Source organism: Sphingomonas sp. T1, from assembly GCF_902506585.1.
Taxonomy (GTDB): Bacteria; Pseudomonadota; Alphaproteobacteria; order Sphingomonadales; family Sphingomonadaceae; genus Sphingomonas; species Sphingomonas aerolata.
On the sequence record NZ_LR733875.1, the window covers coordinates 2271638 to 2296273 of the forward strand.

At 64.1% G+C, this 24636-nt stretch carries 13 protein-coding genes; 8 read left to right on the forward strand and 5 right to left on the reverse strand.

Annotated features, from left to right (window positions below; genetic code table 11):
- Window positions 1-249: 249 nt before the first annotated feature.
- Window positions 250-849, reverse strand: a complete 600-nt coding sequence (locus tag GV027_RS10315) for a CC0125/CC1285 family lipoprotein (protein ID WP_156363414.1) — start codon at window positions 847-849, stop codon at window positions 250-252.
- 58 nt (window positions 850-907) lie between these two features.
- The gene (locus tag GV027_RS10320) at window positions 908-4195 is read right to left on the reverse strand and encodes a TonB-dependent receptor (protein ID WP_201302607.1); all 3288 of its coding nucleotides are present in this window, start codon (window positions 4193-4195) and stop codon (window positions 908-910) included.
- Between the two features lie 417 nt (window positions 4196-4612).
- Here GV027_RS10320 and GV027_RS10325 point away from each other — a divergent pair, with 417 nt between their 5' ends.
- The 4 genes from GV027_RS10325 to GV027_RS10340 are packed head-to-tail and all read left to right on the forward strand — an operon-like array spanning window position 4613 to window position 10667.
- The gene (locus GV027_RS10325; protein WP_268893561.1) at window positions 4613-6142 is read left to right on the forward strand and encodes a tryptophan halogenase family protein; all 1530 of its coding nucleotides are present in this window, start codon (window positions 4613-4615) and stop codon (window positions 6140-6142) included.
- Complete coding sequence (locus GV027_RS10330) at window positions 6139-7647, forward strand: tryptophan 7-halogenase (protein WP_159511808.1); 1509 nt, start codon at window positions 6139-6141, stop codon at window positions 7645-7647. The genes GV027_RS10325 and GV027_RS10330 overlap by 4 nt, the downstream gene beginning before the upstream one ends.
- Window positions 7644-9155, forward strand: a complete 1512-nt coding sequence (locus GV027_RS10335) for a tryptophan halogenase family protein (protein WP_159511809.1) — start codon at window positions 7644-7646, stop codon at window positions 9153-9155. The genes GV027_RS10330 and GV027_RS10335 overlap by 4 nt, the downstream gene beginning before the upstream one ends.
- A 3-nt stretch (window positions 9156-9158) precedes the next feature.
- A complete protein-coding gene (locus tag GV027_RS10340) occupies window positions 9159-10667 on the forward strand; it encodes a tryptophan halogenase family protein (protein WP_159511810.1) in 1509 nt (502 codons plus the stop codon).
- A gap of 32 nt (window positions 10668-10699) precedes the next feature.
- Here GV027_RS10340 and GV027_RS10345 read toward each other — a convergent pair whose 3' ends face one another.
- The 3 genes from GV027_RS10345 to GV027_RS10355 form a co-directional block, all read right to left on the reverse strand.
- Complete coding sequence (locus tag GV027_RS10345) at window positions 10700-11719, reverse strand: cupin-like domain-containing protein (RefSeq protein ID WP_236559158.1); 1020 nt, start codon at window positions 11717-11719, stop codon at window positions 10700-10702.
- Window positions 11720-11881: 162 nt separating this feature from the next.
- Entirely contained in the window at window positions 11882-13513 is a 1632-nt protein-coding gene (locus GV027_RS10350) for an alpha-L-fucosidase (RefSeq protein ID WP_236559333.1), read from the reverse strand.
- A gap of 100 nt (window positions 13514-13613) precedes the next feature.
- Window positions 13614-16010: a glycoside hydrolase family 31 protein gene (locus GV027_RS10355; protein ID WP_159511811.1), complete on the reverse strand. Its 2397-nt coding sequence runs from the start codon at window positions 16008-16010 to the stop codon at window positions 13614-13616.
- 240 nt (window positions 16011-16250) lie between these two features.
- Between GV027_RS10355 and GV027_RS10360 the strand changes: the two genes are divergently transcribed.
- From GV027_RS10360 to GV027_RS10375, 4 genes are all read left to right on the forward strand, one after another.
- Window positions 16251-19046 carry a TonB-dependent receptor gene (locus GV027_RS10360; protein WP_201302609.1) on the forward strand — a complete coding sequence of 932 codons (2796 nt, stop codon included), beginning with the start codon at window positions 16251-16253 and terminating at the stop codon, window positions 19044-19046.
- A gap of 215 nt (window positions 19047-19261) precedes the next feature.
- A complete protein-coding gene (gene galA, locus GV027_RS10365) occupies window positions 19262-22186 on the forward strand; it encodes a beta-galactosidase GalA (RefSeq protein ID WP_159511813.1) in 2925 nt (974 codons plus the stop codon).
- Window positions 22187-22227: 41 nt separating this feature from the next.
- The gene (locus GV027_RS10370) at window positions 22228-23889 is read left to right on the forward strand and encodes a DUF5597 domain-containing protein (RefSeq protein ID WP_159511814.1); all 1662 of its coding nucleotides are present in this window, start codon (window positions 22228-22230) and stop codon (window positions 23887-23889) included.
- Between the two features lie 175 nt (window positions 23890-24064).
- Entirely contained in the window at window positions 24065-24613 is a 549-nt protein-coding gene (locus GV027_RS10375; protein WP_236559159.1) for a Csu type fimbrial protein, read from the forward strand.
- Window positions 24614-24636: the final 23 nt, after the last annotated feature.

Here is a 24636-nt window from a genome sequence, read left to right on the forward strand (position 1 = left end):
CCATTCCGAGTGCGGATCCCGGTTCCAAATCGAGGGGAAAAACGGGGCGCGTCTCATCCGGCGCCCGCTGGCTTTCTCTCGCATTGGTTTGTCAGGATCGCGGATAGTCGATCGCCGAAAGTCGGAGCCGCCCGACCCGACCGAGCCTGCGTCCCACGAAAAAACGGGGCGGCCGTGCGCCGCCCCAAGGGGGGGTGTTAGCGACCAATGTACCGGTCGATCGAGGGTGTCCGATCGGCACGCTGCTCGTTATTTGCGTTTTCCCCGTATCTGTTCGATCACGTCCGCAGCAGCATAGATTGTCGGCTGCACGTTGAGTCCTGGGAATGTAGCCTGGTCGCCCGATCCCATCTGGATCACGACCGTGGTCTGTGCAGACTGGCTCGGACGCCAGCGTTCCAACACCTGATAGGGAACGTCACCGCCGCCAAAGCCACCCGTCGTAGGGCCATTCGGCACGGCTGCATCGGCCACCCCGGGAGGGCTGCCCGCCTGACTGGCCGAACCCATCGAAGCGCTGGCGCCGGTCCCTGTAGAGAAGCTCGGGCCGGTTTTGTCGCGCAGGTCGGAGCCGCCACCGGCAGCAAGGTCGCGCGTCTCGGCCTTGATGACGGCGAACCACTCCTTACCGGCATCCTGGGTGAGTTCCGCCGCCCGCAACATGGCGAATTTCGCGACATCATCGGGCTTTGCGCCCTTCGCGCCGGTGTAGACGATGGTCACCCTGCCGTCAGTGCCAACGGACGACTGATAACCAACGTCACTTGCCGCCTTCGCTGCTTTATACCCCTTCTGCGCAGCAGCCGGGGTGCAGATCAGCGCCGCTACTATCAGGACTGCATATTTCATCATGCCCTCCATCACGAAAGAAGATCGGGACGGTTTCGACCGTCCCGATCGCATAGCTTCAATACTGCAACAGGATGCCGAAGACGATTCGCCGATCGTTCAGGAAACTGAACCGATCATATAATTGTCCGCTCTGGTCGATTTGAACGCGCGCCTTGCTTTTCGTGTCGAGGATGTTGGCGACCGACGTGCGCAGCGTCAGGGGGCCGATCCTGTATCGAACCGAAGCGTCAAGGAACCCGGCCGCTGAGTTATAGACGGGGTTGCCCGTCACATAGTCGCGGTAGGTCGTGAGGTATTTCGAGCGCCAGTTATACGCCAGACGCATCTCGAGCGCGGAGTCCTGGTAAATTCCGACTACGTTGAGGATGTGATCGGATTGTCCGAGAAGATCATCGACGCCGAACCGGAAGAAGGTCGTCTGGTCATCGACATTCCCGTCGCCATCACTGTCGATGCCGTTCGCAGGCGGTGTCGTCGACGAGTCGATATAGGTATAATTCCCCTGGAAGCCGAGATGGCTCAGCACGCCCGGCAATTTGTCGAAGAACTGCTGGTAGCTGACCTCGATGCCTTTGACCTTCGCTTTGGCCTGATTCACCTGACCATTGTAGATGATATTGACCGTCTGCCCGTCAAGCGTCGTCGTTCCCAACGCCAGATCGCCATTCGTGACGATATTCGACAAGCTCTTGTAGAATCCGGCGACGGAGAAATATCCCCCGCGGAAATAGCGCTCGATCGAGAGATCGAAGCTGTCGGCCGTGGTCGGTCGCAGCAGCGGATTTCCGCGATTCACGCGGATGTCGCCAGCCGTGATGTTCTGGGCACCACGATCAATGCCGAACAGCGGGTCATTCTCATCGGTGATCGGTGGGAAGTTCACGCGGTTCGTAGTCACGACATATTCCTGCGACGCACGCAGGTCCTGTACGTTCGGCCGGCTCAGCCCCTTGCTGTACGCGAATCGGACGAGTTGCTGCGAGTCGACATTCCAGCGCAGGTTGAAGGACGGAAGCCAGTTCTCGTTGGTCTGCTTGAAGCTGATCGGTACAGCCGCCTGAGCCCCGTACGCGATTGACTGGGGCAGGAAGTCCGCGGGATCGTCGCGGCTCTCCGCATCATCGGTTCTGGTCCGCTCAAGAACGCCATCGCCATCGGTGTCGGCAAACGCGGGTGTCTGGGCATCGGCCACGAATGGCCGGAACGCCTGGAACCCGGTCGATCGCAATTTGGTGCGGACGTATCGGACGCCGAAGTTTGCGGCGATCGACATGCCGTTGTCGAACTCGTGCTTGAGATCAAGGCGAGCGTACGCGTTCGCCGTCTGCTCCGTGATATTGGACGTGTCCTCGGGGCGGAATATGGGGACCCCGAATTTACTGCCGTCGTCCGTACCCCTGGGCACCCAGTTGTAATTGCCGTTGGCCAGCTGCGGCTCTGCGTTCAGATATTTGCGGAATGCGGAATAGTCGTTGAGAAGTGCGGAGTTCGCAAAGACGAAGGTCTGGTTCGGACCTTCGACCACGCCGCCCCGGAAGAAGTTGGCGAAGCTGATGGCTTCTGCAGCCTTGGTGGGCTCCTGAAAGGTGCCGACCACGCCGTAACCGCCGCGACCATCCCATGCAGGCGAAATGGCACCCCAGTTCAGCGCCATTTCCGAGTTCGTCTGGCTCCGCTCGGAGTAGCGACCGCCGAATTTGACGCTGTCGAACCAGCCGGCAAGGCCGTCACTCCCCGACACGTCGTACGCGGTATCGGCACGGAAGGCGTAGAGATCGCCCTTGCCGACCTGGAACTGGTCGGCCGCAAATTGCCAGGTCGCGCCGTTCAGATCGCCGGACGATGTCGGCGACGCGAGCGGATTGGCATCGCTGTCACCGCTGAAGCGCGTATTGCCCGGATTGAAGCGATGGGCCGGGTTGACCGAAAAGGCGATCCGCGGGTTATCGAGATCGGGCGCAATCTGCCAGTCGAGATAGGTGTTGAAGCCGCCCCAGATCTGACGCTGCCGTGCGCTTGCCTTGGTATATTGCCCGTCGACCGTCACCAGCAGGCGTTCGGTCGGCTGCCACCGCAGATTGAGGCTGAAATCCTCGGTCTTGCTTTCTTCCGTCCTGCCGATGCCGAGCGATCCGACCGGCGATCCGACCGCGCCCGTCCAGGCATCGATCCGGTTGGTGACGAAGCCCGACTCCATCAGACCGCCGCGGATCGGGATCAGCGTCTCGCAGTCGCCGGGGTTCGAGGGGAAGCCGCCCGCGCCGCTGCACATCGCGACACCGTCGGACCCGAAGCCCGGCTTGACCTTGAGATTGCTGATCCCTGCCGTCGTGCCCGTATCGTGCTCGGGGAACCACTCGAACGTCCGCTCGATGCTGTCCGTGTCCTCCTCAACCCGGATATACTTGGCCGTGAGTTGCAGCGTGTCATTCTTCCACTGCAGCGCGCCGTAATAGCTTCGGCGATCACGATCGACATCGTTCGTACGCAACTGAAATCCCGGCGTCGTACCAAGGATGCGTGACGGATCGACGCCTGTGAACTCGGACAGCTTCGCCGCGCCGGTCAGGCTTGTCTGCGGAACGTTTCCGGTCGCGTCGAGCACGCGCGGAAACGGCGAATTCTGCTGCCAGCCGTTGATACGCGAACTCAGCTTTGACCGCGAAACCGACGCTACCACGCCGAATTCACCGATCCCCGTCTTCCATCTGCTGCCGCCCGTGATGCTGCCCGACGGCGACGACTTTTTACGAAGGTCGGTGTAGGTATTGTCCGCCGAGATTGCGAGAAACGGCTTCTGGCGATCGAATGGTTCCAGGGTGCGCAGGTTGATCGTGCCGCTGATGCCGCCCTCGATGAGATCGGCCGTCTGGTTCTTGTACACATCGACTGCGCCGATGAGCTCCGGCGGAATACTCGAGAAATCGAGCACGCGCCCGCCATTGGCGCTGAACGCGTCGCGGCCGTTGAACTCGGAGCGGACAAAGCCCAGGCCGCGGATCAGGTTGCCCTGGCCTTCGGGTGAGGGGAAATCGGGTGACGCGCCGCCGGTCGCGAACCGCGAGATCGTCACGCCCGGGACGCGCCCGAGCGCCTCTGCCACCGACAGATCGGGCAAGGTGGCGATGTCGGAGGCTGTGATCGAGTCGACGACCGTGTCGGCGTTGCGCTTGATGTCCTTTGCGCTTTCGAGTGCGGCTCGGATGCCCCTGACGACGATGTCCTCGGTCGTCGTCTCGTCGAGTTCGGTCGTCTGAGGCGCGGTCGCCGGGTCGGTATCCGGCAAACCGGATTTCGGCGGCGAGGTCTGCTCGTTTGCCGGTGACGAAACCGTCTGGGCCATGGCTGGTGACCCGATCAACGCTATCGATAGCGCCGAGGTCGAAAGCAGAAAACGCTTGGTCGAGATTGATAACGCCGGAAAAACCGAATTTTGCATCACAGCATCCCCTCTTTGTCCGGTTTGTTCCGGGCTTCCTCCTCACCTGCGCCAGCTTCTGAGTGATCTGAGCTTTTGAGCTCTTCATCACGACCGGTCGTCAAATGTAAGAGTAATGCTACGTCCGCTTTCTGCGACAATCAAGACCTGAATATTGCGACAGAATGCTTGTCTTTTAATCACTTGCCGACGTTCGCGACCGCGCTTGCCTTCCCGCGCTCAGGCTTTAATCAGGCGTAAGGCGCCAATAGGCGCGGGGAACAGGAGGGGCAGCGGCGATGCCATATTGTGGTGCACCCGCAAGATACGTGGTGGGCGTTCGTGGCAGAACAGTCTGACATTAGCAGCATCTGCATTGTCGGGGGCGGCACCGCAGGATGGATGGCCGCGGCCGCCCTGGCGGCCAAGCTGGCGGGGCTCCCGATATCAATCACTTTGGTCGAGTCGGACGAGATCGGCACCGTTGGCGTTGGCGAAGCAACGCTGCCGCATATTCGTGCATTCAACCTCGCGCTCGGCATCGACGAAGCCGAAATGATGCGGGCGACGGAGGCCACCTACAAGCTGGGGATCGAGTTTTGCGACTGGGGCCGCCGCGGCGATCGATATATCCACCCGTTCGGTGATTTCGGGCCGACGACCAACGACGTGCCCTTCTACCAATATTGGCTGAAGCTGCGCCAATCGGGAGACCGGAGCCGGATCGACGAATATAGTTACCCGGTCATCGCCGCAGAGCAGGGCCGCTTCCGACGACCCGCTGGTGACCTGGACGCCGTCGAGTCGACCTTCGGTTACGCCTACCAGTTCGACGCGGGGCTTTATGCGAAATTTCTCCGAGGCTTTGCCGAGAAAAGGGGGGTGTCGCGCATCGAGGGGAAGGTGGTCAGGGTCGTACAGGATGGCGAAACCGGGTTTGTGCGCGATGTCGTGCTGACGAACGGCACGACGCTATCCGCCGACCTGTTCATCGACTGCTCGGGGTTTCGAGGGCTGCTGATCGAGACCGCTTTGCAGAGCGGCTATGACGATTGGAGCGCATGGCTGCCGTGCAATCGGGCGATCGCGGTCCCGACGCAGAGCAATGGCGCGCTGCGCCCGTTCACCCGCGCGACCGCACGCACCGCCGGGTGGCAGTGGCGGATCCCGCTGCAACACCGTGTCGGCAACGGCCATGTCTATTGCAGCAGCTTCATTTCCGATGACGAGGCACATGATCAGCTCGTTGCGGGGCTCGACGCACCGATGCAGGCTAAACCGCGCCGGCTGTCGTTCACGACGGGGCGGCGGCGTGAATTCTGGAAAAAGAACGTCGTGGCGATCGGGCTGGCAGGCGGCTTTCTCGAGCCGCTCGAGTCGACGTCGATCAACCTGATCCAGGATGGCATCACCGAACTGCTCGCGGTCTTCCCGGACAAGGGATTCGCGGCGCGCGACATCGCGGAATATAACCGCCGCATAGGCCTCCACTATGAGCGCATTCGCGACTTCCTGCTGCTGCATTACGTCGCGACGCAACGCGACGACTCCGAGATGTGGCGCCATTTCCGCAATCTTCGCCTTCCCGACAGCCTGTCCGAGCGGATCGAGGCCTGGCGTAGCCGCGGTCACCTGATCCAATATGAATTCGGCCTCTTCCTGTCGCCGAGCTGGGTCGCGGTGTTCCTGGGTCAAAATCTCGTTCCCGACCGGCATGATCCGCGCGTCGAGAACATGAGCGTCGATGCTCTGACGGCCAAAGCATCGGACGTGCGCGCCAAGGTAGATGCTGCGGTACGGCGGACACCCGATCATACCGCCTTTATCCGGGAAAGCGGAGGAGCGGCGCGTCTGGCCGTTGCCGGGGCTTGATCGACGGACCGGGCGCATCCGCTGCGTTTACCTCGGGCAACGGCGTCAGCCACGTCGTGGTCTGCGGTGGAGGGCTTGCCGCCTGGATGACGGTGGCGACGCTTGCGCGCCAGCTCCCGGACACCGTGCGGATCACCTTTGCAGAGATCGATAGCGATCACCGGTGCACCGACCTTTTCTACGGCAGCGTGTCCGGTCCAGGCAGCTATGCGTTCAACCTGGCGGCCGGTGTCACCGAGCCCGCTCTCGTACTCCGCAGTTCCGCCGCCTTTTCCTGGGGTAGCAAATATGTGCACTGGGCCGAAGGCGGGCGATCCTGGATCCAGTGCTTCAACCTGACGCTGCCGGTGATCGACGGCGTCCTGATGCACCAGTATCTGGTACAACAGGGCATGGCGCGGCTCGACCCGTTTCTTCTCGGTGCAGTCGCCGGAAGCCGGGGCACGTTTGCGCATCCCCCGCGATCACCTGGTGCTGCCGGTCAGCAGCCGCTGGCGCGTGCCGAATATGGCTATCATTTCGACCCGGCAAGCCACGCGCGGTGTTTCGCCGCCGCCGTACCGCCCGGTCGCATCCACCATCTGAAGGGGGCGCTGACCCAGGTCACGGTGAGCGACGGAGCGATCACCGGCATCGCACTCGATGGTGCCGACATGGTGACGGCCGACCTGTATCTCGATTGCAGCGGACCGTCGGCCGAACTTCTATCCCGGCTCGATCCCGCGTGGCTGGGCGGACGCGCGCTGCAGATCTCCGCTGACGACGTGGCCGAGGCCCGGCTCGGCCCGCCGGTCCGCAGCGTTTCGTTTCACGACCAGGGCTGGGCGGCACAGACCCCGCTGCGCGGATCGACGCGATCGCTGACGGTCTCCGATGCGCCGGCTTCGGCGAGTGCGTCGCAGGACACAGGCGGCGGGCTGAGCGCGTCTGCGACGCTCGGGCGGCGCCGATGCGCCTGGGCGGGGAACTGTGTCGGTATCGGACACGCGGCCGGCATCGTCGAGCCCCTCACGCCGGCGCCCATGATGCTGCTCGAACGCGACATCGAACGGCTGATGACGCTGATCCCCGTTTCGACTGCGTCGATGACCGTCGAAGAACGCGAGTATAACCGCAGGCATGGCGAGGATCACGATCATGCGATGCGCTTCACCCGCGCGCTTCTCGAAACGTCCGCCCTGCCGGACAGCGATTTCTGGCGCGCGGCGCGCGACACGCCGGACGCGGAACTCGAGCACAAGCTCGCAATGTTCGCCGAACGCGGGTTGCTCGTCTCCTACGATCTCGAGCCCTTTCATCCCGAGGACTGGCTGATCATGCACTTCGGTATCGGCCGACGTCCGCGACGCCATGATCGTCTGGCGGACCGCGCCGATGCCAAACGGGTCCGCCGCTATCTCGACGATGCGGCACAGCAGGTCGCGACTGCCGCCGCCGCGTTGCCGTCGAACCACGTCTATATGACGCAGCTGGAACGCTATCTCCGCCAGGATCCACGAAAATGACGCAGGCCCCCCTAGGATCCATCGTCATCGTCGGCGGCGGCTCGGCCGGCTGGATGACCGCCGCCGCGCTTTCCAGCCTTGTCGAAAGCAAGGACGTGTCCATCACGGTCATCGAGTCCGATGCGATCGGCACCGTTGGTGTCGGAGAGGCCACCATTCCGGACATGCTGGTCTTCAACCAGATGCTCGGCATCAGCGAAGCCGAGTTCATGCGTGCCACCGAGGCGACGTTCAAACTCGGGATCGAGTTCGTCGACTGGGGTCACAAGGGCGACCGCTACATTCACCCCTTTGGCCAGCACGGTGTCGACATGGAGGGGATCGACTTCCACCAATATTGGCTGCGCCTGAACAGGGAGGGCGGCACTGCACCGATCGAGGACTACAGCCTCTCCGCGGTTGCCGCCGGCGCGGGTCGCTTCGCCCTGCCTGACCCGAACCCGCGATCGGTGTTCTCGCATCTTCGCTATGCCTATCATTTCGATGCGACGCTGTACGCGCGATATCTGCGGCGTTACGCCGAGAAGCGGGGCGTCAAGCGCATTGAGGGCGTGGTGAAAGAGGTTCATTTGACCGCGCAGGGCGACGGCATCGCCGCCGTGACGATGGACTCGGGTGCGCACGTCAAGGGCGACTTCTTCTTCGACTGTACGGGATTTCGCGCGCTGCTGACCGGGCAGACGTTGGACATCGATTTCGTCGACTGGAGCGCCTGGCTCCCGTGCGACAGCGCGCTGGCGGTGCCGAGCGCGCATGTCGGACCGCCTCCGCCCTATACCCGGTCCACGGCGCGCCCCGCCGGTTGGCAGTGGCGGATCCCGACGCAACGCCGCGTGGGCAATGGCCATATCTACAGTCGAAGCTTCATGGACGATGACGAAGCGGAGAGGGTCCTGCGCAAGGGGGTCGAGGGCGCGCTTCTCGCAGAGCCCCGCTCGATCCGTTTCAAGGCCGGGCACCGGCGGCAGTTCTGGCGCGGCAATTGTATCGCTATCGGGTTGGCGGCTGGTTTTCTGGAACCGCTTGAGTCGACGTCGCTGTATCTGATCCAGGAAGGAATCAGCCGCTTCATCTCGCTGTTCCCCAACGGGGATATTCCCGATATACTCAGAGTAGAATATAACCGCTACATGCAGAAGAAATTCGAGCAGGTGCGCGACTTTATCGTGCTGCACTATGTCGCGACGAACAGGGACGATACGCCGTTCTGGCGCTATTGCCGGACCATGACCGTGCCGGACAGCCTCAGGCACAAGTTGGAACTGTTCCGCGAAACGGGGCGCATCTTCCGCTATGATGACGAGCTTTTTGCCCGCCCGAGCTGGGTGGCGGTGATGCTGGGCCAGGGAATCATGCCCAAACGATGCGATCCGATCGTCGCGGCGCTGCCCGCGCGCGACGTGGCGAACAGCCTGCAATCCATGGCGTCGGCGATGAAGGACGCTGCATCGCGCATGCCGACACATGCGAGCTTCATCGCGTCCTACTGCGCCGCGACGGAGGGCTGAGCGATGGACGAACTTGCCATTCGCAGGATCGTGGTGGTCGGTGGCGGCACCGCCGGCTGGATGGCGGCTGCAGCCCTGTCCCGCGTCCTGGGCCACGCGGTCGAGATCGAGCTGATCGAATCGGAGGCGATCGGCACGGTCGGCGTCGGCGAAGCGACCATCCCGCACCTGCAATATTTCAATCGGCTGCTCGGGATCGACGAGGACGACTTCGTCCGCCGCACGGCCGCGACGTTCAAGCTGGGGATCGAGTTCGTCGATTGGGGTCGCATCGGCGACCGCTATTTTCATCCGTTCGGCACCTATGGTCAGGAAATGGAGGGTTTGCATTTCCATCATTTCTGGCTGCGTCAGGCTCAGCTCGGCGGGGCTCTCGATCTCGACCGATTCAGCATCGGCGCCGATGCCGCGCGGGCCCAGCGTTTTCAGCGTCCCGACCACAGCCGCGCCGGCTCGCCGCTCGGGACGATCAGTTACGCGTTCCAGTTCGATGCATCGCTCTACGCCGGCTATCTGCGTGAGCGGGCCGAGGCCGGTGGCGTGCGGCGCACAGAAGGGCGCATCGTCGATGTCGCCCTCGACAGCGGCAATGGTCATGTCCAGGCGGTGACACTGGAGGACGGCAGCCGCGTTGCGGGCGACCTGTTCATCGACTGTTCGGGCTTTCGCGGCCTCCTGATCAGCGAAGCGCTTGGCGCCGGCTTCGAGGACTGGAGCCATTGGCTGCCCTGCGATCGCGCGGTGGCGCGCGCCTGTCGCCGGACCACCGACCCGCTTCCCTACACCCGCGCCACCGCCAAGGCGGCCGGCTGGCAATGGCGCATCCCGCTCCAGTCCCGCACCGGCAACGGCTACGTGTACTGTTCCGATCACCTGAGCGACGATGAAGCGCTCGACGGTCTGAACGCCGCGCTCGACGGTGATCCCTTGTCCGAGCCCAACTTCCTGAAGTTCAAGGCCGGCGTCCGGCACAAGGCCTGGGACCGCAACGTCGTCGCGCTCGGCCTGGCGAGCGGTTTTCTCGAACCGCTCGAATCGACGTCGATCCACCTGATCCAGTCGGCGATTGCGCGCTTGCTGACCAACTTTCCGGATCGCCGTTTCAACCAGCACGACATCGACTATTATAATCGCCGCACGCGCGTCGAATATGAGCAGGTGCGCGACTTCATCATTCTGCATTACGCCACCACGACCCGCGATGACTCCCCGCTGTGGCGGTACTGCCGGAGCATGGCGTTGCCCACGTCTCTCGAAGAGCGCATCGCGATATTTCGCGAGAATGGCCGGCTATATCGCCACGACAATGAACTGTTCAGCGAGACGAGCTGGCTCGCGGTCATGCACGGGCAGGGGCTTGTCCCCCGGCGCTACCATCCGCTCGCCGATCTGCTGCCCGAAAACGAACTCGACAAGCGCATGGCGCACATCGCAAATGCGATGCGGCTGGCGGTCGACCGTATGCCCTCGCACCAGCAGTTCCTTAACCAGATCGGTCGCCCTGCGGCCTGACGTTCGGCCGGCAGCGGTGACGCCGGGAAGGCTTATCGCGCGCCTAATGCGTGGAGCAGATACTGCTTGATGCGATCCGTCCGCGATGGCGACGCTGCCCCGAGCACGCCGCGTGCTGCCTCGGGCAGGTGATCGGCAACCCGGTCGGCCGCGTCGTCGAACGCATAATGATCGAACCATTTCCGCCAGACCGCGCGCTCGCGCGGCGGTAGGTCGCGTACCGCCATCAGCGCATGGATCATCGCGGTAAACGGGCTCGTCGCCTCGTGCCCTTCGGCCCAATAATTAACCAATATGTTGAGCGGCTCGTACGAGCGCACATTGTGCCACCACAGTGCCGGAATGAAGATCGCGTCGCCCGGCCCAAGGTCCGCGACCAGCGCATGGCGCATCGCCTCCGCAAAGCGCGGGTAGCGTTCCAGATCGGGCTCATCGGGGTCGACCATGCTCGCCGGCTGCCCCGCCATCGTGTGGTCGAGCGGCCCGACATAGAGATTTTCGAGCTGCTCGGGCGGGAACAGGACGAAGCGGCGACGGCCTGCCACGACGCACGCCATGTTCGCCGATCCGTCGTAATGCGTCGAAATCCGCGTCGCGTTGCCGATCCACACCCGCGCCTTCGCGCCCGGTAGCGTCAGGTCGAGCGGGTTTGCCTCGCTCCAGCCGGGCAGGAGCTGTCCTGTCGGCGCAGACCCAGCATAGAGGACGGGCGCCGCGGGATCGTTTTCAAACCGAAGCAATTCCGACAACAGCAACCGCAACGGAACCATCTGACGGTTGAAGTTGAAGCCCTGGACGGCATCGTCGTAGAAGAAGCGGCCCTGTATCTCGGGCCGCCCCGCCATCACCTGAACGGGGACACCACCGTCGAACTTCTCCATATAGTGCGCTGCGTTCCGGGCGCCGCCGCGTGCCGCCACGACGGACGGCCAGGTGGAAACCTGAGCACGCAGTACTACCGGCTCACCACGGTTGAGGATTTCGGCTTCGAACGTTGCTGAGTCCACCCGCGCACGCTCGGCAAGCGGGCGCGCCCAGTCCAGATTGCTCACCCCTCGTCATCCTTTCATCCCGCCCCGCCAAGAAGTTCTGGCGCAACGCTACCCAGGTTTCTTCGGATATACCTGGCTGCGAAGCTGGTGGCGACCGCGTATTCGACCTTCGAACGCCCGCTCGAGGGCGAGCAATGGCCGACCCCCGAGAAACCCGACGCCCTAGATCAGGCCGCGGCCCTCGATTTTGACGACCGGAACGAAGACGTCGCCGCGGTCGGCGGGCATTGCGAAATGCAGGCCGTGCGGGTCGCGGCGGTGCGCTATGCGGTCGCCGCCGAGCAACATTACGCGCTCGACGACGCCGTCGGCGAAGCGGTGGCGTGCGAGGGCCTCGATCGTCACGTCGCCGCGTGGCCAGCCGAGGAACAGCACATAGAGCGCGCCCTTGTTCGTGGTGAAGCGCACGTCGCGCGGCGTGAACACCCCCGCAGACTGCTCGTTCTGCATGCCCGTCTGCAGCTTGGTCGGGCCTTCGCCATAGATCCGCCACGGTCGCGAGCCGAAGATCGCCTCGTCGTTGATCGCGATCCAGCGGCTCATGCCGTCAAGGATCTTCTCCTCCTCGCCGTCGATCGAGCCGTCGCCGGGTTGCGGGATCGAGAGCAGCAGATTGCCGTTCTTCGACACCACGTCGGCAAGCCGCTGGATGACCTGTTCGGCGGTCTTGTAGCTTTTGTCGTTCAGGCGCGCGACATTGTAGAACCAGTCGCCGATACACGTATCGGTCTGCCACGGCTCGTCCCACAGATGGTCGGTGAAGCCGCGTTCGACGTCCTGGACCAGGCCAAACCGGGCATAGGGTTTCAACTGCTTGGCGGTCAGCACGACATCGATCTTGCCGTGCCAGGCGATCGACCGGTTATAGTAATCCGCCGCCGCCTGGAGCCCGATCGGGCCGAACGGCAGCTCGTAATCGTCGAAATAGCAGAAATCCGGCTTGTACTTGTCGATCAGGTCGGTCTGCCGCAGCAGCCATTTCGCGGCATAGGACGGGTCGTTCGGCGGCGGCGTCTCGATCCACTGGCCGTCATGCGCATCGTGCCATGCGTTCATCGCCGCAATCGTGTCGATGCCGTTCGGCAGGACCGCGTGCGCGCCCGTATAGAGCTGTTGCGGATCTAACCCGTCCCACCATGTACCGTGGCCATCGGCGGCCCGGAGCGTGAACGCGTCGTAGCGCTGTCCCTTGCGCGGCCCGACCGGATCATAGCCATAGGCGGTCTGATACCAGTGCCAGCTGTGCGCCGCGTGGTTCGAGACACCGAACTTCAGCCCGGCCTTGCGCGCGGCCTTCTCCCAGATGCCGACGACGTCGCGCTTCGGCCCGACGCGAAGCGAATTCCAGGCGTGATAGCGACTGTCGTAGCAGTCGAGATTGTCGTGATGATTGGCGAGCGAGACGAAATATTTCGCCCCCGCTTTGGCATAGCGCGCGATCAGCGCGTCTGGCTCCCAGCGCGCCGCGGTCCAGCAGTTCATCACCTCCATCATCCCCGATCGGGTCGGATGGCCATAGGTCTTGAGGTGATGTTCGTACGCTGGATGGCCCTGCATATACATGAAGCGCCCATACCAGTCGCCTTGCTCGGGCACCGATTGCGGGCCCCAATGCGACCACAGGCCAAGCTTGGCATCACGAAACCACTCGGGGTAGCGATAGTGATCGACCAGCGACTGCCAGGTCGGCTGCACCGGACCGCGGACGAGCCCCATCGGGCTCTGCGCGAGTGCGTGCGTTGCGGGCCCGAGTGCAGCGATGCCGGCGAGAACCGAACGACGGCTGAGATCGATGCTCACGGAGTTGCGACGGATCTGGCGGGCGCGCCGTCAAAGCGCGCGCCCGTTGACGTCGGCAACTCCATCAGGAGCTGTGCGATGACGCGGCTACCGATCACTTCGGTGCTACGATCTGGACCAGGGATGCGGCGTCCTGCCCGGTCGGCAGCTTGCCCGACGCGGTCAGGCGCCGGGTCTTGTCGTCCCAGCGGAGGGTCGCCTTGCGTCCGCCCTTGGTCCGATAGTCGTTGGTCACGCCGTCGTCGTCGTAGAGCGCGAAACTGGCATCTGCGCCGGGATAGACGCGAATGGCCTCAAGCGACTGCGCCGTCGCGGTGCTCGGGACCTGGACGCCCATCGGAATGATCGACCCGGCGCGCACGAACAGCGGGATCCTGTCGATCGCTGCGTTCGCGGTGACGGTCTGCCCACCGGTAAAGCGCTGGTTGGTCCAGTAATCATACCAGTCCGCCCCGGCCGGCAGATAGACCTGGCGGGTCGTCTTGCCCTGTTCGGTGACGGGGGCGACGAGGAAGGCGGGGCCGAACATATACTCATCGCCCATGTCGGCGACGTTGGGATCGTTCGGGAAATCCATGAACAGCGCGCGCATCATCGGCGCATTGCTCTCATAGGTGTGGCGCCCGAGCGAGTAGATGTACGGCATCAGCGAATAGCGCAGCTTCAGGAAGTTCGCGAGAACGAGTTCGGCCGCGGTACCATATTCCCAGAGTGCAGTGGCCGGGCGCTGGCCGTGGATCCGCAAGGTCGGCGTGAACACGCTATAGGCGAACCAGCGTGTGAACAGCTCGGGATAATCCGCATAGTCGGGCGCCATCGCGGTCGCGCCTGCCGGATCGAGCAGCACCGGACGGGTCGCCTTGGGCCCGTTCGGCCATTGCCAGCCGCCGATGTCGCTGCCCCAATAGGCCATGCCGCTCGCGGTGAAGCCAAGCCCGGCGGGCACCTGCCGGTGCAGCGCCTCCCAGGTCGACTTGATGTCCGACGACCAGAACAGCCCGCCATTGCGCTGGGCGCCGAGATAGGCGGCGCGCGACAGGATCAGGTTGCGCACGGTGGGGCGATCCCGTGCCGACCCGTCCGCGACGCTCATCGTGTGGAGCAGCGGAAAGACGTTGTGATAACGGTCGCCCGAACCGATCGAATAGAAGCTACCGTCGGGCACGAGATCGGGCTCGGTCTCGTCGAGCCAGAACCAGTCGAAGCCCTGGCTGGCGATATTGTCGCGGATCCGCTCCCAGAACCAGTTGCGCGCGTCGGGGTTGGTGCTGTCGAGCAACGCGCCGGCGCGATCTGACCGGATCGGCAGTCCGTCGACGGCGTTGCCATCCTTGTCCTTCAGCAGCCAGGACTTGCTCGACAGCAGATTGAAGTAGCGCGATTCCTTTTCGAACCGGGGCCAGACGCTGATGATCGAGTGCATCCCCATCGCCTTGAGCTTGTCGTTCATGCCCTTGGGATCGGGGAAATAGGTGCGGTCGATGTCGAGCTGACCCATGCGCGACCAGTAGAACCAGTCGAGCACCATGATGTCGAGCGGCAGGCCGCGGCTGCGATACCCGTCGGCGATGCCCAGCAGTTCCTTCTCCGTCTCGTACCGCGCCTTGCTCTGGATAAGCCCGAACGCGGCCTTTGGCGGCAGCGGGGTCGTCCCGGTCAGCGTGGCGTAGCCGGCATAGATCTCGTCGGTGGTCGCGCCGGTGATGACGAAGAAGGAGACGCGCTCGCCGACTTCCGACTGCCAGTGCGTCGCACTGTGGAGGCCGGGGGACACGACGGTCGAGGATGGATTGTCCCAGACGATGCCATAGCCCTTGTTGGTGACCATGAAGGGCACGCAGACCGTCTCACCTGCGGGCGCATCGTAATTGTGGCGGCAGTCGATCGTGCGGCCGCGCAGGTCGAGCTTGCCTTCCTGGTTCTGGCCCAGCCCGTAATAATGCTCGTCGGCGGGCGAGGCGAAGCTTGCACCGACGCGGAACGTCTTTTCGCCGTTGACGGTATGCGGCCCCATCTCCCACCCGGTCATCTGCGTCAGCATCGTGCCGTCGGGCTTGCGGATCGTCACCGACACCGGCGGTAGCGATGGCGCGAAATAGCGCTCCATCTGCGTGGGCGCCTTGGGCCAAGGCTTGGCATCGACCGAAAGCGACAGCGCGGCGGACGTGAAGATATCGGCCCCTGCATCGTTGCGGTGCGTCCAGCCCGCGGCATTGGGCTTGGCGTTGGGACCGTCGCCCGGGGGGGCGTCGACCTGCCCGCGGTCGGTCGCGATCGTCACGCGGACGATGTTGGGGGCATAGGCCTCGACCGAAACCAGGCTGCCGTTGCGATCGACCGTCGCGATCGGCGCTGCGAACCCGCTCGTCGCAATCGTCGCCAGCGAAACCCCAACGGCAAATCGCGCGATCAGGCGCGACCAGCCCGGCGATACCGTGCTGCGGGAATCGTCGGACGGCTGCGTGACGACACGGGATGGGGCGATATGCATTGAAATCCTCTCCGCGGGTCTGTGCCCGTTATGGTACCGCAAACTTCGCCAAAGCGGCAAATTTGTCGTATAATTGCAGGTCCGCGCGACAGATCAACCGAATTCTCTGCCAAAAATATGACTTGTCAGACAATTTGTCCATTGATACCGATACCACACTTCGACCGCAGAGCGCTTCATGGCTCAAATGCGGCACAAATTTCGAGCGGTGGTCCGTTCGGTATCCTGGGGAGATGGTGTTTGAACCGCGTAAAATTCCGTTCGGCTTGTGTACTCAAGGCGCTGGCAAGCGGGGCATCTGCCCTCGCGATTGTCTCGGCATTCACGGTAGCCGCGAGCGCCCAGCAGGCGCCCGCTATCGTTCCCGACACGGCCGAAGAGGTCGCCCCGTCACCGATCGATCAGGGCGCGCAAGCGGGTACCGTCGCACCGAGCGGCGACGTCGCGAATGCGGATGCGGATGCGGACATCGTGGTCACCGGGGTCCGCGCCAGCCTTCGGAGCGCACAGGCGCGCAAGCGCAACGCCAGCCAGATCATCGATTCGATCGTCGCAGAAGACATCGGCAAGCTGCCCGACAACAACGTGTCCGAGGCGCTGCAGCGGATCAGCGGCATCCAGATCGAGCGCAACCAGGGCGAGGGCAGCCGGATCGCGATCCGCGGCCTGACCCAGGTCCGTACCGAGCTGAACGGTCGCGACTATTTCACCGCGGGCGACGGCCGCACGATCAGCCTTGAGGATATTCCCTCCGAACTGCTCGCCGGGATCGACGTCTACAAGAACCCTGCCGCCGACGTGATCGAGGGCGGTCTGGGCGGCACGGTCAACCTGCGCACGCGGATGCCGTTCGACTTTTCGAAGCCGACGATCAGTGGCAGCGCGCGGGTCACGCATCACGATCTGGCGGACAAGACCAAGACCTCGTTCTCGGGTCTGATCACCGACACCTACCAAACCGGTCTGGGCGAGATCGGCTTCCTGCTCAACGGATCGCTCCAGCGCGGCGCCTATCGCACCGATGCCTTGTCGATCGAGCCCTATCAGCTGCGCACCGGCATCGTCGATCGGACCGGCAATGGCAGCACGGCCGATGCCGCCGACGCGGTGATCGTGCCCAACGGCGTCGGCCAGTTCAACAATGTCGGCGATCGCCGCCGCATCGGGATTTCCGCGGCAGTCCAGTGGAAGCCTGCCGACAATCTCGAAGTCTATGGCCAGTTCGACTATGCCAACTACAAGTTCAACCAGGTCGGCTATCTCGTCTACCCGTTCGGCCGCGGCGGTGCGCCGATCACGCCGGGGCCGGCGAGCAGCTTCACGTTCGACGAGAATGGCGAGTTCCAGAGCGGCACGTTCCAGAACGTGTTCGTCGAGGGCAATACCTATCGCAGCGATCGCCGCTCGAAGACCGCATCCTATTCGGGCGGGCTCAAGTTCAATCCGACGAGCCAGCTCACGCTGACCACGGATGTCAGCTATGTCGACAGCCGCACGAAGACGGAATTCTTCGCGCTCGGCGTCGGCAGCGACCAGCCCAACACGCTCAGCGTCGACATTACCGGCAAACTGCCCGTGATCGGCGTGACCGGGGCAGGGTCGCCCAGCTTCCTCACCGATCCGGCGAACTTTTCCTATCTCTACATCCTCGATTCCAGCAGCCGCAGCCACAACGACCAATGGTCGGTACGGCAGGACGTCGAGTATGAGACCGATGGCGGCTTCTTCACGTCGATCAAGGCGGGTGTGCGGTACACCAAGCTGAACGCGGTCGTCGAAAATCCGGTGTTCGGCTATGTCGACCTGTTCGATACGCCACGCGTGCCGCGTACGCCGCTCTCGGCGATCCCTGGCTATTCCAATCCCGTGCCGGTCAAGAACTTCTTCCGCGGCGATGCGGCCGGGCTCGGCAGTTTCCTGATCCCGCCGTTCGACGTGATCCGCGGCGATCTGAACGCGGTGCGCCAGACCTTCGCCTCCTATTATCCCAACGGGCAGGTCGCCGTTCCGGAATATCTGCCGACCGGTCGTAACGACGTCTCGGAGCAGACGATCGGCGGCTATTGGGTCGCGCGGTTCAAGTCCGAGACCATCCTGCCGTTCGACGGCAATCTCGGTGTGCGCATCGTGAACACCAAGACCAACGTCGCCGGCTTCCAGACGCCGTCGGGCGGTCCGACCATTCCGATCGACCAGACCAACAGCTACACCTCGGTCCTGCCGAGCCTGAACATCCGCTTCCCGATCACCGAGACGCTGCAGCTGCGTCTGGCCGCGTCCAAGGGCCTGACGCGACCGGATTACAATCTGCTCAACTCGGTCCTGACGTTCGATCCCGTCAGCCGGCGGGGCTCGTCGGGCAATCCCGATCTGAAGCCGCTGCGCGCCGATCAGCTCGACGTCTCGTTCGAATGGTATTTCAACAAGACCAGCTCGGTCTACGCAGCCGCATTCTACAAGGCGGTCAACGGCTTCATCGCGCGTGTGGACGATCCGGTGGTGATCGACGGCACGCAGTATCAGATCAACCGGCCGGTCAACGGCGCGAACGGCAAGATCAAGGGGTTCGAGGTCGGCTATCAGCAGTTCTTCGATTTCCTGCCGGGGCCGCTGTCGGGCTTCGGGGTGCAGGCCAACTACACCTATGTAGACTCCAAGGCGCCCAATCCGAGCGCCGGTGCGATCCCCGGCGCGCCGATCTCGGTGCCGCTCGAGGGGCTGTCGAAGAACAGCTACAATCTGGTCGGCATCTACGAGAAATACGGCCTGTCGGCGCGCGTCGCATACAATTGGCGCGACGATTACGTCCGCACCACGTCGGCCAGCGGGACGGGCAATCTGCCGATCTACGACCGGGCGTTCGGCCAGCTCGACGCCTCGATCAGCTACGACGTCACGCCCAACATCACCGCGTCGGTGGATGCTACCAACCTGCTCAACACGCGGCGTGAGACGTTCTTCGGGTTGGACAGCCGGCCGCGTGACTATTCGGTCGTTGATCGCCGCTTCGGCGCGACGCTCCGCGTGAACTACTGACCGGCTGAAGCCCGGGGGTCTCGAAAGGCTCCCGGGCTTCAGGCGCAATCCCGTGCGATGTCGCCACCTGAACCTGTAGCACAGCACCGCGATCCGCGCCGTGGGGGTTGCAATGCCGTCGCCAGGGCGCCCACCAGTGTCCGACGAATGCGAACGCCAGCATTGACGGTGCAACGAACGGGGCTCGCCCGGCAGCGATGGATAGGAAGCCAGAGATGACGGATGCGCACGAGACGGGTCGGCTGAACCGGCGGCACTTCCTGGGAAGCGGCACCGCGATCGGCATGGCGCTGGCTGCGGACGGTGTCGCTCAGGCTGCACCGGTGCAAGCGCCAGCGATCGGCGCATTGCCGATGCCGGCAACCCGCGACGACCTGCCGCTGCGTGCACCGGTCGAGGATCCCAGCCGGCTGCTGCTCGATCGCAGCTGGCGCTTTCACCTCGGCGATATCCCGATGCCGGAAATCCGCGGCCATGGCTGGTCCTACAACAGCGCCAAGGCGGGGCAGGCGCAGGGTGCGGCGGCGATGCAATATGACGATTCGGACTGGCCCGAGGTCGATCTGCCGCATGACTGGGCATCGACGATGCCGTTCGAGGAAAGCGCCAATGTCTCGCAAGGCTATCGCCGGCGCGGCTTTGGCTGGTACCGGCGCGCGCTGCGGCTCGATCCGGCGGACCGGGGGCGGTATCTGGAGCTGCAGTTCGGGGGGATCGCGACGAATGCGACAATCTGGTTCAATGGATCGATCGTCGCGCACAACTGGAGCGGCTATAACTCCGTCTATATCGATATCACGGATCTGGCGCGGTATGGCGATGATCTGAACAGCATCGTCGTGCGGGTCGATGCGCAGACGATGGAGGGATGGTGGTACGAAGGTGCCGGGCTATACCGCCATGTCTGGCTGGCGAAACCCGATGCGACCTACATCGCGACCGACGGCATCCACGCCGACCCGCGCCGCGCGGCCGATGGCAGTTGGAGCGTGCCCGTCACCGCGACGCTCGGCAATATCGGCAAGATCCCGGCCGAGGCGAGCATCGAGGTGTCGCTGATCGATCCCGACGGCCGCACGATTGCGACGCAGACCGCTTTGGCGCACCTACCGTCTTTGAAGCCCGGCACGGCCACGCTGACCATCCCGGTCCCCGCGCCGCGGCTATGGTCGATCGACACGCCGACGCTCTATACGCTGCGGACGCGACTGATGCGTGGCGGCAAGCCCGTCGACGAACGCACGCTGCGGATCGGGTTTCGCACGCTGCGCTTCGACGCCGCGACGGGTTTCCATCTCAACGACCGTCCGCTCAAGATCAAGGGCACGTGCAACCACCAGGATCATGCCGGTGTCGGCGTCGCGGTGCCCGATGCGCTGTGGGACTGGCGATTGCGGCGTCTGAAAGAGCTGGGATGCAACGCGATCCGCTTCGCGCACAGCGCGATCGCGACCGAGGTGCTCGACGCGTGCGACCGGCTCGGCTTCCTGGTGATGAGCGAGAACCGCAACTTCAACACCAGCCCCGATTACATGGACCAGCTCGAATGGCTGGTCCGCCGCGATCGCAACCGGCCAAGCGTGTTCATGTGGTCGGTGTTCAACGAGGAGCCGATGCAGGGGACGCCCGCCGGCTACGAAATGGTCCGCCGCATGTCGGTCGCGGTGAAGGCGCTCGACGACAGCCGACCGGTCACCGCGGCGATGAACAGCGGGATGTTCGCCCCGGTCAATGTCAGCCAGGCGGTCGACGTGGTCGGCTTCAACTATCAGCGCGACCAGTATGACCGGTTCCACGCCGCCAACCCGACGCTGCCGCTGACGAGTTCGGAGGACACCAGCAGTTTCATGACACGCGGTGCGTGGGAGACGGACCGCGCCGCGCACGTGATGGCGTCCTATGACGAGGAACCGGCGGACTGGGGCAGTACCCACCGCGAGGGCTGGAAATCGGTTGCCGAGCGGCCGTTCGTCGCGGGGACGTTCGTGTGGACCGGGTTCGACTATCACGGTGAGCCAACCCCGTTCGAATGGCCGTCCGCGGGCAGCTATTTCGGGATCATGGACCTGTGCGGCTTTCCCAAGATGGCCTTCTATCTGCACCGCGCGCAGTGGGTCGACGACGTGCCTCTGCTCGATCTGATGCCGCACTGGAACTGGCCCGGGCGCGAGGGGCAGGTGGTCAAGGTGATGGCGCTGACCAATGTCGAGACCGTGCGGCTGATGCTCGATGACCGTCTGATCGGCGAGCAGAAGGTCGATCGCTACACGATGCCGAGCTGGCAGGTGCCCTATGCGCCGGGCCGGCTCGAGGCGATCGGCTATCGCGGCGGACGCGAGGTCGCGCGCAGCGTGGTCGAGACGACCGGCGCGGCGGTCTCGCTGCGGATCACGCCCGACCGGCGTGCGATGGCGGGGGATGGCGAGGACGTGCAGCCCTATACGATCGACGCCGTCGATGCGCGCGGCCGGCATGTCCCGACCGCCAATCTCGACGTCACCTTTGCGGTCAGCGGCGGCGCGATCATCGGCCTCGGCAATGGCGATCCCGTCAGCCACGAAGCCGAACAGGGCAATCGTCGGCGCCTGTTCAACGGCCTGGCGCAGGTGATCGTTCGCGCGGGCGGCGGCGGCGCGGGCACCGTCAAGCTCTCGGCCAGCGCGGCGGGACTGCGCCCTGCCACCAGCATTGTGCGTCGCCTCGCCACGCCGGCTCGTCCGTTCGTCGCGCCCGCCCGCATGACGCTGACGGTGCAGGACTGGCGGCAGTCGCCTGCCGCCACCGCCAGGCCCTCACCCGACATCGTGCTGGCGGACAATGACATGAACAGCTGGCTGTATGTCCGCGCGGGTGAGATCCAGCCGCCGCAGGGCAGTGGCCGCTGGACCGTGTTGCGCGCCAAGCTCACCCCGCGCCGCGGCACGCGCGAACGGGGCGGGACGATCGTGTTCAAGGATCTGGTCGGTCGCGGCGAAATTTGGATCGACGGCAAGCGCGCCGCGACGAAGCCCGATTTCGCCGCCGCCACGCTGCGCGCCGCCTTCCCGCCAGGACCTGGCGAGCGGACCGTCACCCTTCTGCTCGAAAGCGACGGCACGGTCGCATCGGGCCTGGGCGGCCTCGTCTTCGTCGAGGACTGATCCGTGCCGACTTTCCCGTTTCCCGTTCGAGGTACTGCATCATGATCTTCCGCTCCTCCCGCACACTCGCCGGCCTGACCCTCGCCGCCACGCTGTTCGCCGGCACCGCGCACGCGCAGACCGCGACCGAGGTGCCCAGGCTGGTGACCCGCGACGGGCATCACGCGCTGATGGTCGATGGCGCGCCGTGGCTGATGCTCGGCGCGCAGGTCAATAATTCGAGCAATTATCCGGCGATGCTGCCCAAGGTCTGGCCGACGATCCACGCGATGCACGCCAACACGGTCGAGGTGCCGATCGCGTGGGAGCAGATCGAGCGGACCGAGGGGCAATTCGACTTTTCCTTCCTCGACCAGCTGCTCGCCGAGGCGCGGCAGAACAAGGTGCGCCTCGTCCTTTTGTGGTTCGCGACGTGGAAGAATACCTCGCCCAATTATGCGCCCGCCTGGGTCAAGCTCGACAACGCGCGGTTCCCGCGGATGACGAACGCCAAGGGCGAGACGCATTATGCGCTGTCGCCGCTTCATCGGTCGACGCTGGAGGCGGACAAGCGCGCCTTCGTCAAGCTGATGCAGCATCTGAAGGCCGCCGATCCGCAGAACACCGTCATCATGGTCCAGCCCGAGAACGAGGCCGGTACCTATGGCAGCGTCCGCGATTTCTCGCCGGTCGCGCAGAAGCTCTTCGACGGTCCGGTCCCGGCGGCGCTGCTCAAAAAATTCCGCAAGCCCGCGGGCAGCTGGAAACAGGTGTTCGGCGCCGATGCCGACGAGTATTTCCACGCCTGGTCGATCGCCCGCTACATCGAGGAGATCGCGGCGGCGGGCAAGGCGGTGAAGCCGGTGCCGATGTACGTCAATGCCGCGCTCGCCTCCGCCTTCGGACGGCAGGCGGCAACGACCTATTCGAGCGGTGGGCCGATCCATCACGTGATCGACGTGTACAAGGCCGCGGCGCCGTCGCTCGATCTGGTCGCGCCCGACATCTATGCGCGCGATCATGCCGCGTTTCTCGAATATCTGAAGCTCTACGGCCGTGCCGACAACGCCCTGCTGATCCCGGAGACGGGCAATGCGCCCGAGTTTGCACGATATTTCTATCCGGTGGTCGGCAAGGGCGGCCTCGGCTTCGCGCCGTTCGGGATGGACGATAGCGGCTATTACAACTTCCCGCTCGGTGCGAAGACGCTGGACGCGCCGACGATGGAGCTGTTCGCGCGCAACTACCGCGTGTTCGCGCCGATGATGCGGGAATGGGCAAAGCTGGCCTTTGCAGGCAAGACCTGGGGCGTGGCCGAGCCGACCGATCCGAAGGCCGAGCACAAGCAGATCATGGACCTCGGCAAGTACCGCGCCACCGCGACGTTCGGCCAGTATCAGTTCGGCACCGACAAGCCGACCGGCAACCCCCAACCGACCGGCGGTCTTGCTATCGCCGAGATCGGCCCCGACGAATATCTCGTGACCGGATTCGATACGCGCGTCTCGTTCGCGCTGGCGGATGCGAACAGCGGGCGTTCGATGCTCTACGATCGGGTCGAGGAGGGGCATTACGACGCGCAGGGGCACTGGGTGTTCGACCGTGTGCTGAACGGTGATCAGACCGACTACGGGATCAACTTCACCGATCGCGCGCAGGTGCTCCATGTCAAGCTTGGCAGCTACAAGGGCAATCCGGTCATCCCGGTCGGCAATCCGAATTAGGGCCCACCGCGGTCGTCAGATCGGGGCATGTTCGATGACCGGCCACGAGAGCCGTCATCTTATTGGAACCATGTCATAATCGTTGGATCGAAAGCTATCGTCGGCCAGATCGGTTGTTCAACATCCTGTTAACTGGCAACCATTGAGAACAGCCCAAATGGAGGGCTGTTTTATCATGATTTACCGTAAGATGACGAGCAGGGTTCTGGGCATTGCGGTCGGCATGATCGCGGTGTCTGGCGTGGCGACATCGGCAGACGCGCAAACCGCCAGCGGCACGATCGGCGTGTCCCTGAACATCCTCGCGGCCTGTGCGGTGAATGGCGGCAACAGCGCCGCGACCATGGGGCGGATCGGGACGATCGCCTTTGCCGATCAGTCGGGCGTCTTCGGCAACGCCGATGCGACGATGGTCGCGCAAGGCAGCACGAATGCGGTCACGGTGTTGTGCACACCAGGCCTCGCGCCGAAGGTCACGGTCGGGGCGGGCGCGAACGACGCGGGCAATGTCCGTCAGCTGGCCTATCTGGGGCAGACTGTCGCGTATCGGCTGTATACGGACGCGTCGCGGCAGGACGAAATCACCATCGGCAGGCAGATCAGCCTGGGTACCGCGGCCACCTCGGCGTTGACGCTGCCGATCTTTGCCCGCGCGTCGAGCAATGGCCTGGCACTGCCGGCGGGCACCTATACCGACACGGTACAGGTGACGCTCAGCTGGTAGCGGCGGTGCGCGCCGTCCGGGTT